Consider the following 14,949-nt stretch of genomic DNA (forward strand, 5'->3'; position numbering starts at 1 on the left):
AGCTGGTGCCGGCGCCGCTCACCGTGAGCCGCGCCGCGGGGTGGGGTGCGTCAGAACCAGGACGGTTCGACGTCGAGGGTGGTGCGGTCCAGCGCGGCCAGCAGGTCGAGCTGGGGTCCTGTCTTCGGTAGTTCGTACCGGAAGAAGTACTGCGCCGCAGCGCGTTTGCCGTCGTAGAAATCCCCGGTCCGGCCGTGGGCGGCCAGCAACTGCTCCAACCAGATCCAGGCGATCACGATGTGGCCGGCGGTCTCCAGGTAGATCGTGGCGTTGGCCAGGGCCAGCTTGGGATCGCCCGACGACCAGATGTGCGCGGTCACCTCCACCAGCCGCTCGACGGCGGTTTGCAGGGCATCGGCGTGGCCGGCTGCCCCGGGCACCGCGCGGGCCTTCTCGACGGTCGCCGCGATGGTCTCGGCGAGCAGTGCCAGGGCGGCGCCGCCCTGCATGGTGACCTTGCGGCCCAGCAGGTCGAGCCCGTGAATGCCGTGCGCCCCTTCATGGATGGGGTTGAGGCGGTTGTCTCGGTAGTACTGCTCGACATCGAATTCGCGCGTGTACCCGTATCCGCCGTGTACCTGGATGGCGAGGCTGTTGGCCTCCAGGCACCACTGCGACGGCCAGCTCTTGGCGATCGGTGTCAGCAGTTCGAGCAGCAGGTTGATGCGGGCGCGCTGCTCGTCGGTGGCGGTGGCGGCCTCGTCGACGAGCTTGCTGCAGAACAGCTCGAAGGCCAGCGCGCCCTCCACGTAGGACTTCTGGGCCAGCAGCATGCGGCGGACGTCGGCGTGCTCGATGATCGGCACCGGCTTGGTCGACGGGTCCTTCTGGTCGACGGGGCGGCCCTGGGTGCGGACCCTCGCGTACTCGAGTGACGCCTGGTAGCCGGCGTAACCCAGTGCGGTGGCGAGGAATCCGACGCCGATGCGGGCCTCGTTCATCATGTGGAACATGTAGGACAGGCCGCGATGCTCCTCGCCGACGAGGAAGCCGACCGCGCCCGGTTCCGCTGCGGGGGAGAAGGTGCCGTCGCCGAAGTTCAGCAGGCAGTTGGTGGTGGCCCGGTTGCCCATCTTGTGGTTCAGGCCGACGAGCGCGACGTCGTTGCGGGTGCCGTCCGGCAGGAACTTCGGGACGATGAACAGCGAGATGCCCTTGACGCCGGGGCCGCCGCCGGGGACCTTGGCGAGCACCAGATGCACGATGTTCTCGGTCAGTTCGTGATCGCCGGCCGAGATCCACATCTTGGTGCCGGTGATCCGGTAGGTTCCGTCGTCGGCCTTGACCGCCTTGGTGGTGATGTCGGCCAGCGACGACCCCGCCTGTGGTTCGGACAGGCACATGGTGCCGGAATAGCGGCCCTCGATGAGCGGCCGCACCCAGGTGTCGATCTGTTCCGGGGTGCCGTACTCGGCGAGCAGGTTGGCGTTGCCGACGGTGAGGAAGCCGTACGACGACATCGCGGCGTTCGCGGCCTGGAACCACACGGCCGACGCCTGTCGGATGACGGTCGGTAGCTGCATGCCGCCGAGTTCCTCGTCGAACGACGCGGCGATCAGACCGGCCTTGCGGAACTCGGCGAGGCCGTTCACGATCTCGTCGGGCAGTACGACCTTGCCGTCGTCGCCGATGTACGGCTCGTTCGCGTCGCCGATCTTGTTGGCGGGGGCGAAGCACTTCATCGCGAGGTCGGCGGACAGCTCCAGCACCGCGTCGAAGGTGTCCCGGGAGTGGGCGGCGAACCTGTCCCGCGAGGTCAGTGACTCGACGTCGAGCCATTCGTACAGCAGGAACTCGAGGTCCCGCCGGGACATGGGTGTGGCCATCGCACTTCCTCGTGATCGGACCGGATGCTTGCGATGCCCGCGGGCGGGCACCCGAACATCATGCCCGGCCGATCGTCCGCTCGGTAGTGACCCCGGCCATGGCGGGTCGCCGGGGAGGGCCCGCCTCGCGAGCCTGTGCACCTGTTACGAGGGTCACACCTTGCCATGTTTGCTTGTAAAGGTGGTGCCCTTGTGTTGGACTACAGGAGGTTCACGATCGTGAATAACCCAGGTTATGGCGTGAATTTTCTCGTGGACGACCGGGGTACGGTGCCATGCGGCGGGGGTGGCATCGTCCCGGTCTCCGCCGCCCAGGGTCACTCCGTCGCGGCGAACGATCCCGACGGGGTCAACCGATCGCCGATGCGGTTCGCGTACTGATCGAAATACACCCGGGCGATCAGCTCCCGGCGGCTTCGTACGCCGGCCTTGTCGAAGATCGACTTCAGATGGTCCTGGACCGTATAGGCGGACACGTGCAGCGCCGCGGCGATGTCCTTGGTGGCCACGTTCTGCAGCACCATCTGCGTCACGTCCCGTTCGCGGGCGGTCAGTCCGAACGCCTCGACGACGAGCGGGATGATCTCCGGCGGTCGTGCTTCCTCGATGGTGACGACGACGTCGGCGGTGCGCCCGTCCGCCGAGGAGAGCGGCGAGGCGTTGAGGACCAGCCACATCCCCGACTTCCCGCGCACCCGCAGGCGCGGTGGTACATCGGTCTCGCCTGTGCCGTAGCGGCGGGCCGCGCCGATGAGACCGAAGATGGGGTTTATGGCCGAGGCGCTGTTCGGTCCGGCGGTCAGGTCCTCGATCCGCTCCTCGCTGCCGGCGGACATCTGCACGACCTCGTTGTTGCGGTCGATGATCAGCACCGCGGGGCCGTGCGCGATCGAGTCCCGGGGTTCGGTGATGACCGCGCTGAGCAATCCGATCCGGACGCCGTGGGCGAGTGTCTGCGAGAGCGACGCGAGGAATTCGATCTCGTCCTCGTCGAACGGGCGGCATCCGGCGCCGCTGCGGAACATCGCGATCCCGGCCCACAGTCGATCGCCGTCGCGAATCGACAGCCTGGCCTCGTCGTGGAAGCAGTACTCCGGAATCATCAACTGGGACATGCGTTCCGACTGTTTCACCTGTCCCCGTGTGAACAGGTTCATGCCGACCGCGTCACACTTGCGCGTCGCCAGCTCCCGGTAACTGGAGGGTTCACAGCCGCCGTACTCGAGGAGGCCGAAATCGTGGTCTCGCTCGTCGCGGCCGAACAGGTCGCCGTACTTGCGTGCGGAGGTGAGCATCAGTGTGTTCGGGTCGAACGTGGCCACGCATGCCGCGTCCACGGGCACCGCGCGCCGCAGTGACTCCACCGTCTCCGCGAAGAACTCGTCGAGACCGAGACCAGCGTGCGCCACGACGTCGATGTCGCGGCGCACGCGCTCGGACGTCAGGCTCGAGATCATTGATCAATGATGGGCCTGAGCTGCACCGATGTCTATCCCAGAACGCTGGGGTCATTCGCCCGGAGTACGCCGGTCGGATCGTGGCGGCGGCGGATCGACTCCAGCCGCATCCGGTCCTCGGTGCCCCACAGCCCGGCGCGCTCGGCCGCGGGGAGCCCGCAGAAGTTGAGCAGGGCGCCGCAGCGCCACGGCGACACCGCGTCGGTGACGGCCTGCAGATGCGGACCGACCTGGTCGGCGAGGGGACCGGCGGGAACGCCGATCGCGATGACGTGGAAGGCGCCGTGACGGCCGGCGACCGCATTGGCCGTCCGCTGCGGACGGGTGAGGCGGCCACCGAGCAGGCGCACCTCGACGATGGCCAGCGGGCTCGCGACCTGCGGCCCCGCCGCCGCGAGCAGCGCTTCGGCGGTCTCGGCCGAGAAGTCGTCCAGCAGCGCTCCGCGCTCGGCGCTCGGCATCGGACCGGGCGGGTCCATGTGCACGGCGTCGAGGGCCGCGGTCGGCAGGATGTCGACGTTCTCCAGCAGGATCGGGCCGGCGGTGCGCATCGGGGCGAGCAGCGCGGCCGCCGTGGCGGGATCACCCGTATGGGTGTACCGCACGTGCACCGCGAGCCGACCCTGCAGCGGGGCGGGCAGGTTCGGGTCCGGTGGGAGACGCAGGACGGCGATCGACGTGCCCGCCTCCTCCGGCAGGGACGGGGCCCATTCGCGCCAGGCGTGCAACACATCTCGCGCCGCCGAGCCGGCGAAGAAGATGCCGCCGCCGTAGATCGTGGGGAGATCGAAGAGTTCGAATTCGATCGCGGTGACGATGCCGAAGCCGTCCCGCCCGCCGCGGATCGCCCAGAACAGGTCCGAGCCGGCCGAGGCGTCCACCGTGCGGATGTGGCCGTCCGCGGTCGCCAGCTCGATCGAGCGGACATGGTCTGCGGCCCAACCGAACTGGCGGCCGAGCGGGCTGAGCCCGCCGCCCAGCGTGTAGCCGACGACGCCCACCGACGACGAGGACCCGACGACGCCGGTCAGTCCGTGCGGCGCCGTGGCGGCGATGACGTCGCGCCAGCGGACACCGGCGCCGACACGTGCGGTCCGGGCGACCGGGTCGACCGTCACCTGGTTCAGGCGAGAGGTCGTGATCACCACGGTGCCGCGTCCTTCGATCGGCAGGCCGTGCCCGGTGGCGCGGGCGCCGACGCGCAGGCCGTTGGCCCGTGCATACCGGACCGCGGCGGCGACGTCGTCGGCGCTCTCGGCGGCGACGACCACGTCCGCGGCCGGGGCGGCGATGAGGTTGAAGCCGCTGAGTTCGCCGGCGTAGCCCTCGTCGGCCGGCGTGAAGACCGGACCGGAGACGGCCGACAGCAGGGAGTCGAACGACGCGGACTCGAGGGGTTCGGAGGTGATGGACACGGGATCTTCCTTCCGGGAGCGGGATTTCGGACAGGCGGGGTGGAGGGGAGGGGTGGAGCGGGGGAGAGCCGCGCACAGCGGGTCACCGGCCCGCGCGGCGCTGATCGGTGTGTTCATGGCACCCAGACTCGCCGAGCGCCTCTTGTTCCCGCCATCCCTCGAAAATCGGAGATGTTCCGACGGCGGTGCTGGGATCGGGGGTGTCCCAGAAATCTGGGATGCGGTGTGCCGTGGGCCTTTCGCGATGGTGTCCGCGACGTGCCCGTCGTTCTCAGACGCTCAGTGCGCGATACACCGCGGTCTCGAAGTCGAGATAGGCCGCCACCGCGGCGGGGTCGAAGAACGGCAGGATCTGGGTGGCCCAGAAGCCGCCGATCCGGTTCAGCGGGTCGATCCAGTAATAGAGGTTCGCCAGCCCGGCCCAGCCCTGCGAACCGGCCGGACGTCCGGCCGGGGCGTCGGACTCGTTGATCATGAATGCGTATGACCAGGATTTCGGTGTGCCGGGGAAGAATTCGGCGTCGTTGGTGAGTCGTGGATCGAGCCCGGGCAGCTTGTGGACGCGCAGCTCGCCGAGTTGATCGCGCAATGCCAACTCGACCGTCTCCGGCGCGAGAACACGGTCGCCGGAATCGGATTCGCCGTTGCGCAACCACATACGCAGGAACTTCAGGTAGTCGCCGACGGTGGAATAGAGTCCCTGTCCGCCCATCTGGACCTCCGGGTCGGGCGGCCGCTCCCAGCCGGGATCGGCGACGAGGCCGTCACCGTGCCGGTGGTGCAGAATCGCGCGCCGGTGCCGGGTGTCGCCGGAGAGTCCGAATGCGGTGTCGGACATGCCGAGTGGGGAGAACACCCGGTCGCTCATCACCTCGCCGAGGCGCTGTCCGGTGATGCCCTCGACGACCTGGCCGACCCAGTCGATGTTGGAGCCGTACTCCCACTGCGTGCCCGGGTCGAACAGCAGTGGTGTGCGCAACGCGGCCATCGTCGCGGTGGAGATCGGGGGCTGCCCGTGCTCGGTCTCGAGCACGTGGTAGGTCTCGTTGAAGAACGAGTAGCCGAAACCCGCTGTGTGCGTGAGGAGGTGGTGTGTGGTGATCGGCGTCGTCGGCGGCCGCAGGCGTGGGCTGCCGTTGTCGTCGAAGCCGGCGATCACCTGCAGGTCACCGATCGCCGGGGCGTATTCGGCTGCCGGCGCGTGTAGGTCGAGTTGTCCCTTCTCGACGAGCTGTAGCGCGACGGTCGCGGTGATCGCCTTGGAGGTGGAGAACAGGACGAACACCGAGTCGGTGGTCATCCTAGCGTCGCCGTCGATCGATCGGACGCCGACGGCGTCGAGGCAGGCGGTCCGCCGATCGGTCGTCACCCCGGCGACGATCCCCGGGATCCGCGGTGCGCCCTCGATGCTCGCGCGGAGGACCCGGCCCGTCTCCCGTTCGATCCGCCCGGGGTCGACGGTGTCGAGATCGGCCGTGCTCATTCGCTGCTCCCGGCTCGACGAGTGGTACGGATCACACCCTATCGGCCCGGTGGCGAGGTCACGCGCCTTTCACCGGGGTTTCGCGCGCCCACGAACTCACCGAGCCGTTCGATCGCGAGGGTCAGGTCCTCGGTCGACGCCGCATACGACAGCCGCACGTACTGCTCGGCGCCGGCGACGCCGAAGTCCTTGCCCGGGGTGAGCGCGACGTGCGCCTCGTGCAGGACCCGCTCGCAGAACTCCGACGACGTGAGTCCCGTCGAGCCGACGTCGAGGTAGACGTAGAACGCGCCGTCGGGCACCACCGGCACGTCGAGCCCGATGCGCGCGAGACCGTCGACGACCAGTTGCCTGCGCCGCGCGAACTCGCGCCGGTTGTCCTCGGCGACCGACAGCGACTCCGGGGTGAAGCATGCGAGCGCGGCGAACTGCGACGGCGTCGGCGGGCACACGTAGAAGTTCTGTGCCAGCCGCTCCAGCACGCCGACGAGTTCGTCGGGCACGATGCACCAGCCCAGGCGCCACCCGGTCATGCCGAAGTACTTGGAGAAGCTGTTGATCACCACCGTGCCGGCGGCCGTGCCGGGGGAGGAGGTCGCCAGCACGCTGCGCGGTGGGCGTCCGTCCGGGCCGGGATCGGACAGGCCGAGGTAGATCTCGTCGACGATCGACCACCCGCCGCGCTCGGCGACGAGATCGGTCATCGCGATCAGCTCGTCGTATGGCATCGACGTGCCGGTCGGATTGGACGGGGTGGCCACGATGACGCCGCGGGTGGCGTCGGTCCAGGCCCGGGCGACCGTCTCGGCGGTCACCTGGAAACGGGTCTCGGCGGTCGTCGGCAGCAGCGTGACGTCGGCGCCGAACGCGGTGGCGAACTGCCGGTTGCACGGATACGACGGGTCGCCGATCAGCACCCCGTCACCCGGATCGATGAGTGCCGCGCACGCCAGCAACAGCGCGGCCGACGCCCCGGAGGTGACCGCCACCCGGCGCGGGTCGACCTCGGCGCGGAAGTGCGTGCCGTAGAACTCCGCGATCGCCGACCGCAGTTCCGGCAGGCCGAGCGCGCCGGTGTAGGCGAGGGGGCGGCCGTCGCTGACCTCGCGCGCTGCGGCGAGGACCTCCGGCGGCGGCCCGAAGTCGGGCTCGCCGATGTTGAGCTTGACGATGTGGTGGCCCTTCGCCTCGAGCTCCGCGGCATCCCTCGCGACTTCCATCGCATAGAACGGCGCGATCTGTTCGGCTCGGCGGGAGATCTTCATGGTTGACATTCTGCTCGTCGCCGAGGTGCGCCGGGCTGTCGCGTCCGGGGTTCGCCGGCGCGGGATGTGAGCCGGGGCGCCCGCATCGCCGCCCGCCATGCCGTCGGGAGAGGATGTGGGGGTGCCCATTCCCGAATTCATCCGCGAGTTGCGTGCCCAGGTCGGTCACCGTGAGCTCTGGCTGTCCGGCGTGAGCGTCGTCGTCCTCGACACCGACGGGCGGATCCTGCTGACGCGGCGCGTCGACAACGGCCGGTGGGCGGTGGTCTCCGGGGTGCTCGAACCCGGTGAGGAACCGGCACGCGCGGCGCTGCGGGAGGTGGCCGAGGAGACCGGGGTGACCGCCGAGATCGTGCGGCTCACCAGTGTCGACGTCACCCCGCCGATCACCTATCCGAACGGCGACCGGGCGCGGTATCTCGACGTCTGCTTCCTGGCCCACCACGTCGACGGCGAGCCGCACGCCGCCGACGACGAGAACTCGGCGGTCGGGTGGTTCACGCCGGACGCACTGCCCGACGACCTCGCCGACACGTCACGGCTGCGGATCGCCAAGGCTCTGAGCAGCGACCCCGAGGCCTGGTTCCGGCGCTGACCGGATGTGCGCCCGCCGCGTTCGGGGTCGCCTCAGGGAACCCCCTGAACTTCGCCCCATATACGCGCTGACCTGTGGATTTCCGGTTCCCGGCGGCGGAGACTCGCTGACATGAACACAACAACGAACTCCTCCAACACCCTCTGGAAGATCCTCGGCGTCGTCGTCGTGGTGCTCATCGCCCTCGCCGTGATCGGCCCGCTGCTCAAGGGCCTCTTCTGGATCGCGCTCATCGGTCTCGCGCTCTACGGTGGCTACGTGCTGCTGTTCCGGTCGAGGTCGAAGGACAAGCACCCGACGCCGCTGTAGCGGCCGATCAGGGGAGCGACGCCGGCGGCAGCGGGACGCAGTTGTCCGTGCCGCACAGTTCCCAGATGTAGTCGGGGATCGTGAGCTCCGGGATGCCCGGGATGGCCGATCTCCCCGGGGATTCCGGCCTGTCCTCCGCCGGCTTCTCGGGAGCCGTGCCCGGCACCGTGACCCGGACCGGCTCGGCGGTCGAGGTCGCCTGTGCCAGTGGCGGAGTGGTGCCCCAGTACTCGTCGGCCGTGCCCGCGGGCAACGTCACCGATGCGCAGGCCCAGTGGATGTCGTACGTGCCGGCGGGGATCGTCGTCGACCCGTTCGGCTTCGGCGGCGTCCCGGTCGCGGTCCGCAGGGTCACCGTCTTCGACGAGCCGGGGCCGATGAGTGCGCCGGGTTTCTCGGGCGTCTCGTAGCCGAACCCCACACGTTCCGCGGAGGGGGCGGTGTCTGCCGGCACGCCGAAGACCTCGCAGCCGACCGGCTCGGCCGCCTTGCTGGCGATGGTGAGCGTGATCGTCTGCCCCGACACCGACGGCGACACCGTGACGTCCGACGGGGCGGCCGAGGCGCCCGGTGCCAGTGCGGTCGTGAACGCCGCCACGGTAAGGGCCAGTCCGGCGGTCAGCTTCCCGGCGGTCGTCGTCAGGGTTGAGATCTCTGGCGGGCGAATGGTCATGGCTGTCCTTTTCTCGCGGAGTTCGGGCGCAGTCGGGCTTTTCCGACACATCGCAGAATCGCGACCTGCTCGGAGGATCGCGGGAAGAATCCGCCCCGCGATTCTGCCGGGAGCCCGCGATTCCTGTCTGTCCTACGGGTGGTCGATCGTGATCGAGTTGTCCAATCGAGATACACGATCCGGCGACCAACGCGGTAAGGTAGGTAACCAAGATAACTTGGTTGTCGACCTCTCCGGTCGACCCGACCGCATGGAGACCGCCATGACGACCGCGCTCGACGACTACGACCTCCTCGCGCCCCCACCGCCGCCGGACGCGCCCGTCGATCCCGTGCTGGGGCGCCCACTGCGACCGGCGCCCCCGAAGCGGCCGAGGTTCAACCCGGACTGGACCCCGGCCCGTCACCGCCTGCTGGACGGCTGGGTCGACGTGCAGGACCGGCTCCCGGAGACCGACGGCATCGTGGCCCGCGCCAAGGACCACCTGTGGATCGGCGACCCGGAGATGGACGCGGTCGTGCAGATGTTCCGCCGACTGCCTCCGCGCAAGGGCCGCGAGATGTTCGAGCGTGCGCTGAACTTCGGCCTCGACACCCTCGACGACCCGCCGCATGAGCTCGTCCGGTTGTACGAGCACATCGACAACCCGCCCTCCTGGATCACCCGGGAGCGCGTCGACCGCGGTGCGATCGTCGCCAACAGCGTGACCCCGGCGGGCAAGGCGTCGCTGATCTTCCTCAACACCCTGGCCACCGTCCAGGGCGGGTCGGTCGGCGACGCGGTCGGCACGATGGGCCGGATGCAGCGCCACATGATCAACCGGTCCCTGGAGTCCGCCGAGTTCTGGGTGCACCTCCCGGCGCCGGGCGCGCTGGATCGGTTCGGCACGGCGTTCAAGAACGCGGTCCGTGTCCGTCTCATGCATGCCCAGGCCCGCATGATGCTCCGGAAGAAATGGGGCGAGGAGTGGGTCGCCGAGCACGGCGTGCCGATCTCCAACGCCGAGATGTCCGGCGGCATCCCGTCGTTCGGCGTCGCCAATCTCATGTACGACATCAACTACGGCCGCCGCTACGAGTACCGCGACCTCGAGGACCTCAACATCTTCTGGTCCTACATCGGCCACATCCTGGGCATCCGCGAGGCGATGATCCCGCGCACCTTCGGCGAGGCGGTGGAGTTGCTCGACTACGGGTACGCCGTGATGGAGCCGCCCTCGCAGTATGCCGAGGCGCTCAACGACGTCTCCGAGATGATGCTCGGCACCCTGATGGACAGGGTGCACGTCCCGCTCGTCGACGCCGCGGTGAAGTCGGCGATCCACCAGGCCCTGCACGGCCTGTACTTCTTCATCGGCGGACAGTTCCTCGGGCCGCGCATCACCGGCACTCCCGAACCGACCCGGATCGGGCGCCTCGCGCCGAAACTCATCACCGCGCAGGCACGGCTGGCCAACATCGACCGGCGCATCCCGGGGTACTGGAAGCGCGCCGACAAGCGTCGGGCCAAGGGCGACACCTACTGGGCCGTCATGCACGACGCCTTCTCCAGGCTCGCCGCCGAGCAGGACGGCGGCCGCGGACCCACCTTCGCCGGTCACGACCGCCGGGTCGAGGCCCTCGGCAAGACCGGCTGATCGACACGGGGGGCGCACCTGCGGGGACGGCCGGCGGGGGCGGCTCCCCGGGCTCGGCAACATCGCAGGTGAGGAGGCGTGACCTCGGCTAATCTGATCGCGGACGGTGCCAGGAGAAGAGAGCACCCGGAGACGAGCAGACCGAGGACTCCCATGCCGACGGTGATCGCGACCATCAGCCTCAAGGGCGGGGTCGGGAAAACGACGCTCACGGCGGGTCTCGCCGACTTCCTCGCCGGGGTGTTCGGCAAGAAGGTGTTGCTCATCGACCTCGATGCCCAGACGAGCCTCACCACGATGATGATCGGGGAACAGCGCTGGGACGCGCTCAACAGGCGCGGGCACACCGTCGCCACCCTGTTCGCCGACGTCCTCGACGGCACACGCCGGTTCGACCTCGAGCGCACCGTCCAGCGCGATGTCTCGTCGATCGACGGTCTCACCGGGATCGACCTCGTCCCGTCGTCGCTGGATCTCATCGACCTCCAGGAGGAGATGAGTGCGCGGCGGGTCGTCCTCGACGACCACCTCGCCGCGGTCGACGTGCTGCGCCGTGCGCTCGCGCCGATCCTGCCGCGCTACGACTACGTGCTGATCGACTGCCCGCCCAACGTCGGGCCGTTCAGCCTCAACGGACTCGCCATGGCCGGCGGGTACCTCATCCCCACGATCCCGGATGTGTTGTCCACCTACGCGATTCCCCACATTCAGCGGCAGGTGGCCGACTTCTCCGACGAGATCGGCCGCCACATCGTCGAATTGGGTGTCGTCGTCACCAAGTACCGGGCGTCGTCGACGTTGCATCGGGAGACCGTGCACCGGCTCCGGCGGGACCCGACCATCCAGAACATCCTGCCGGTGTACGTACACGAGTCCAACGCGATCGGCGCCGCCGCCGAACACGGCCGCCGGCCCAGCCTGCACGCGAAGTACGGCTACCACGGCCACTACGACCAGTTCCGGGACCTCACCCGCGCGGTCATGATCGAGGCCGACGTCAAGCTCGCCCCGACCGGTTGAGAACCCCGACCTCCCAGCGGCTTCGCCGGCACATCGTCGTTCCGGCGATCCGGCGGCGGACCGGAGCCGGGCGGGCTAGGTTCATTCACGGGTTCGCCGACCGGCGGCGCTCCACGACCTCCCAGGAGTTGCTCATGAAGAAGGTGCACATCGCCTCGGTACTCGGCGCGGCGGCACTGGCCGTGGCGGTCTCGGCCTGCGGTTCCGACGAGGCGGAATCGCCCGGCCAGGCGTCGGTGACGGTCGACGGCCAGAAGCTCGAGCTGTCCGACGAGACCGTCGGCTGCACCGAGGCCGATGGCAAGGTCACGATCGGGATCGGCGCCGGAACCGGGACATCCGGCGTGGGCGTGGTGTTGACGACCGGCGACGATCCGGAGGTCGAGTCCGTCGGGCTGGGCTCGGTGGACGGCGTGACCCTCGGATTCCGGAAGGGGCTCGGGGGCGGGAGTGCCGAGGCGGCCAAGGACGGGGACACCTACACCATCACCGGCGAGGCGACCGGCGTCGATCTCACGAGGCCGGCCGAGCCGGTCACCAAGGGATACGAGATCAAGGTGACCTGTCCCTAGGGCGGAATCGATCCCCCATGCCCGATCAATGTCTCGGGATGATGGTCGCGGCGGTCTCGATGTGCACACGGATCTTCTCGGCCGGGTTTGAGTATGTCCCGCGTGGGTAACTTGAGTTTTGTGGCAAATCGCACGATCTCGACGATCCGGACGATCTCCACGCTCTAGACCATTGGCGACATAGGAGGCAGACATGCTGGGAATCGGCATCATCGCGTGGATCATCATCGGCGGACTCGCAGGCTGGATCGCCTCGAAGATCATGAAGACCGATGCTCAGCAGGGCATCCTGCTCAACATCGTGGTCGGTGTGATCGGCGGTCTGATCGGCGGTTTCCTGCTGAAGGTGTTCGGCGTCGACGTGGAAGGCGCCGGATGGATCTTCAGCTTCATCACATGCCTGGCGGGCGCGTGCATCCTGCTCGCGATCGTCAAGGCGGTCACCGGGCGACGCACTCACGTCTGACACCGAGATCCACCGCCCCGGCCCGTGCGCACCGCGTGCGTGCCGGGGCGGTGTCATGTCCCGGTGCGGTGCCGCCGGGGTGGGTACGTTGGGACGCAACCGCTTGCGACCCCTCAAGAGCGACCGAAAGTGAGCAACCAGTGACTCGAGTGGCCATCATCGGAGGACACGGAAAGATCGCGCTGCGCCTGGCGAGGATCCTGAGCGACCGGGGCGACGACGTGACGTCGATCATCCGCAATCCCGAACACGTGCAGGACGTCGCCGAGACCGGCGCCGAACCGGTCGTCGCCGATGTGGAACACCTGGACGCCACCGGCATCGCCACCGCGATCGCCGATCACGACGTGGTGGTCTGGTCCGCCGGCGCGGGAGGGGGGAACCCGGCCCGCACCTACGCCGTCGACCGCGACGCCGCGATCCGTTCGGTCGACGCCGCGGCCAAGGTCGGGATCAAACGCTACATCATGGTGTCCTACTTCGGCGCAGGCCCCGATCACGGTGTCCCCGAAGACAACTCGTTCTACGCCTATGCCGAGGCGAAGGCCGCCGCCGACACCTACCTCAAGGCGAGCGACCTCGACTGGACGATTCTCGGACCGAGTCGCCTCACCGACGAGCCCGGCTCCGGCAAGATCGCCGTCGGCGGGGCGCGCACGGCGGGCGACGAGGTGAGCCGCGACAACGTGGCCGCGGTCGCCGCCGAGGTCCTGAACCACCCGAACGCCGTGCACAAGGTCATCGAGTTCAACGACGGCGACACCCCGATCCCCGACGCGGTGGCACAGGTCTGACGCCATGGGGTCGCCCGACGACACCCTGCTGACGACCCTGCGCACGGTCGTCGGAGACGCCAACGTCCTCGCCGAACCCGACGCGATGGCGGGATACCTCGTCGACTGGACCGGGCGCCATCGTGGCGCGGCCGATGCCGTCGTCCGTCCGCGGACCACCGACGAGGTGTCGCAGGTCGTCCGCGCGTGCGCCGATTCACGGGCGAGGATCTGCGTGCAGGGCGGCAACACCGGGCTCGTGGGCGGATCGGTGCCGCCGTCCGAGAAGGACCCGGGCCGTCCGACGATCCTGGTGTCGACGGCCCGGATGACCGACATCGACGAGGTCGACACCGTCGGACGCTGCGTCGGCGCCCAGGCCGGTGCGACGGTCGACGCGATCGATGCACGTGCCGGGCGGGTGGGGCTCGCGTTCCCGATCGATCTCGCATCCCGGGAGTCCGCGACCGCCGGCGGCGTGGTCTCCACCAACGCCGGCGGTACCCGCATGATCCGCCGCGGCAACACCCGATCGCAGATCCTCGGCCTCGAGGCGGTGCTCGCCGACGGCCGCATCCTGCGGCGCTGGACGTCGCTGGTGAAGGACAACGTCGGCTATGACCTGCCGGGACTGCTCGCCGGCAGCGAGGGCACGCTCGCCGTCGTAACCCGCGTCCTGTTCCGGCTGGTGGTGCCGCCGTCGTCCGCGATGGTCGCCGTGGCCGCCATCGAACACGTGGAGACCGCGGTCGCACTGATCGGCGCGGCATCGGCGCGGGGTCTGACCGTCGAGGCGGCCGAGCTCATGACCGAGGCCGGCATCGCGCTCGTGCACGAACACGGGCAACGACGCCCCACCGCAGAACCCGGCCCGTTCTACGTCCTGCTCGAGGTCTCCGGACCCGGCGACGTCGAGGCCGCGACGGCCGAGTTGCTGTCCGACGCCGAGGGGCTCATCGACGCGGCGCTCGAACCCGCACCCGCCCGCGCACTGTGGGGAGCCCGCGAGAGCCACACCGAATCGATCGCGCGGTCGTCGGCGACGCCGGTGGTGAAGCTCGACATCTCCGTCCCGATCCGCGCGCTGCCCGAGGCCTTCGCCGAACTCGCCGCGGTCGGTGAGGTGAGCGACTTCCCCTGCCGCCCGATCCTCTTCGGTCATGTCGGGGACGGCAACATCCACGTGAACCTGCTCGACGTACCGGTCGAGCGCGCCGACGACGTCACCGCGCGGGTCTTCGGGATCGTGACCGCCAACGGCGGGTCGATCAGCGCCGAACACGGCATCGGCCGGGCCAAGACCGCGTGGACCCACCTCGGCCGCTCCGACGTCGACCTGGACACCATGCGGGCGATCAAGGCGGCGCTGGACCCACAGGGGCTCCTGAATCCCGGGGTCCTCTTCGGGCGGCCGCGCCATCCGGTCCTCCTCCGGCGGTGCTCCGAAACCCCCTGAGGG

General features: G+C 69.2%; 14 protein-coding genes. 8 read left to right on the forward strand and 6 right to left on the reverse strand.

From position 1 onward, the window contains the following. Positions 1–50 precede the first annotated feature (50 nt). The 5 genes from ABFT43_RS18450 to ABFT43_RS18470 form a co-directional block, all read right to left on the reverse strand. Positions 51–1,826 carry an acyl-CoA dehydrogenase gene (locus ABFT43_RS18450; RefSeq protein ID WP_347961749.1) on the reverse strand — a complete coding sequence of 592 codons (1,776 nt, stop codon included), beginning with the start codon at positions 1,824–1,826 and terminating at the stop codon, positions 51–53. Between the two features lie 317 nt (positions 1,827–2,143). After that, complete coding sequence (locus ABFT43_RS18455) at positions 2,144–3,283, reverse strand: LuxR C-terminal-related transcriptional regulator (protein WP_347961750.1); 1,140 nt, start codon at positions 3,281–3,283, stop codon at positions 2,144–2,146. Positions 3,284–3,315: 32 nt separating this feature from the next. After that, positions 3,316–4,698 (reverse strand): FAD-binding oxidoreductase, encoded by a 1,383-nt coding sequence (locus ABFT43_RS18460; protein ID WP_347961751.1) that lies wholly within the window; start codon positions 4,696–4,698, stop codon positions 3,316–3,318. A gap of 271 nt (positions 4,699–4,969) precedes the next feature. Beyond that, on the reverse strand, positions 4,970–6,181 hold the full coding sequence (locus ABFT43_RS18465; RefSeq protein WP_347961752.1) for a methyl acetate hydrolase AcmB: 1,212 nt from the start codon (positions 6,179–6,181) through the stop codon (positions 4,970–4,972). Positions 6,182–6,219: 38 nt separating this feature from the next. After that, the gene (locus tag ABFT43_RS18470) at positions 6,220–7,446 is read right to left on the reverse strand and encodes an aminotransferase class I/II-fold pyridoxal phosphate-dependent enzyme (RefSeq protein WP_347961753.1); all 1,227 of its coding nucleotides are present in this window, start codon (positions 7,444–7,446) and stop codon (positions 6,220–6,222) included. 121 nt (positions 7,447–7,567) lie between these two features. On the opposite strand from ABFT43_RS18470, the gene ABFT43_RS18475 reads away from it, so the two are divergent. Then, entirely contained in the window at positions 7,568–8,041 is a 474-nt protein-coding gene (locus ABFT43_RS18475; RefSeq protein WP_347961754.1) for an NUDIX hydrolase, read from the forward strand. A 111-nt stretch (positions 8,042–8,152) separates the two neighbouring features. Next, entirely contained in the window at positions 8,153–8,350 is a 198-nt protein-coding gene (locus ABFT43_RS18480) for a hypothetical protein (RefSeq protein WP_347961755.1), read from the forward strand. Positions 8,351–8,357: 7 nt separating this feature from the next. Here ABFT43_RS18480 and ABFT43_RS18485 read toward each other — a convergent pair whose 3' ends face one another. After that, a complete protein-coding gene (locus ABFT43_RS18485; RefSeq protein ID WP_347961756.1) occupies positions 8,358–9,023 on the reverse strand; it encodes a hypothetical protein in 666 nt (221 codons plus the stop codon). Positions 9,024–9,285: 262 nt separating this feature from the next. Here ABFT43_RS18485 and ABFT43_RS18490 point away from each other — a divergent pair, with 262 nt between their 5' ends. The 6 genes from ABFT43_RS18490 to ABFT43_RS18515 all read left to right on the forward strand — a co-directional run bounded on the left by ABFT43_RS18490 (position 9,286) and on the right by ABFT43_RS18515 (position 14,946). Further along, positions 9,286–10,659: an oxygenase MpaB family protein gene (locus ABFT43_RS18490; protein WP_347961757.1), complete on the forward strand. Its 1,374-nt coding sequence runs from the start codon at positions 9,286–9,288 to the stop codon at positions 10,657–10,659. A 153-nt stretch (positions 10,660–10,812) separates the two neighbouring features. Continuing rightward, positions 10,813–11,679, forward strand: coding sequence for a ParA family protein (locus tag ABFT43_RS18495; protein ID WP_347961758.1), 867 nt, complete (start codon positions 10,813–10,815; stop codon positions 11,677–11,679). Between the two features lie 134 nt (positions 11,680–11,813). Further along, positions 11,814–12,251, forward strand: a complete 438-nt coding sequence (locus ABFT43_RS18500) for a lipoprotein LpqH (protein ID WP_347961759.1) — start codon at positions 11,814–11,816, stop codon at positions 12,249–12,251. Between the two features lie 193 nt (positions 12,252–12,444). Next, positions 12,445–12,717, forward strand: a complete 273-nt coding sequence (locus ABFT43_RS18505) for a GlsB/YeaQ/YmgE family stress response membrane protein (RefSeq protein ID WP_347961760.1) — start codon at positions 12,445–12,447, stop codon at positions 12,715–12,717. 140 nt (positions 12,718–12,857) lie between these two features. Beyond that, positions 12,858–13,511 (forward strand): SDR family oxidoreductase, encoded by a 654-nt coding sequence (locus tag ABFT43_RS18510; RefSeq protein ID WP_347961761.1) that lies wholly within the window; start codon positions 12,858–12,860, stop codon positions 13,509–13,511. Between the two features lie 4 nt (positions 13,512–13,515). After that, entirely contained in the window at positions 13,516–14,946 is a 1,431-nt protein-coding gene (locus tag ABFT43_RS18515) for an FAD-binding oxidoreductase (RefSeq protein ID WP_347961762.1), read from the forward strand. Positions 14,947–14,949: the final 3 nt, after the last annotated feature.

Origin of the sequence: Gordonia aurantiaca (assembly GCF_039939235.1) — a bacterium.
GTDB lineage: Bacteria > Actinomycetota > Actinomycetes > Mycobacteriales > Mycobacteriaceae > Gordonia.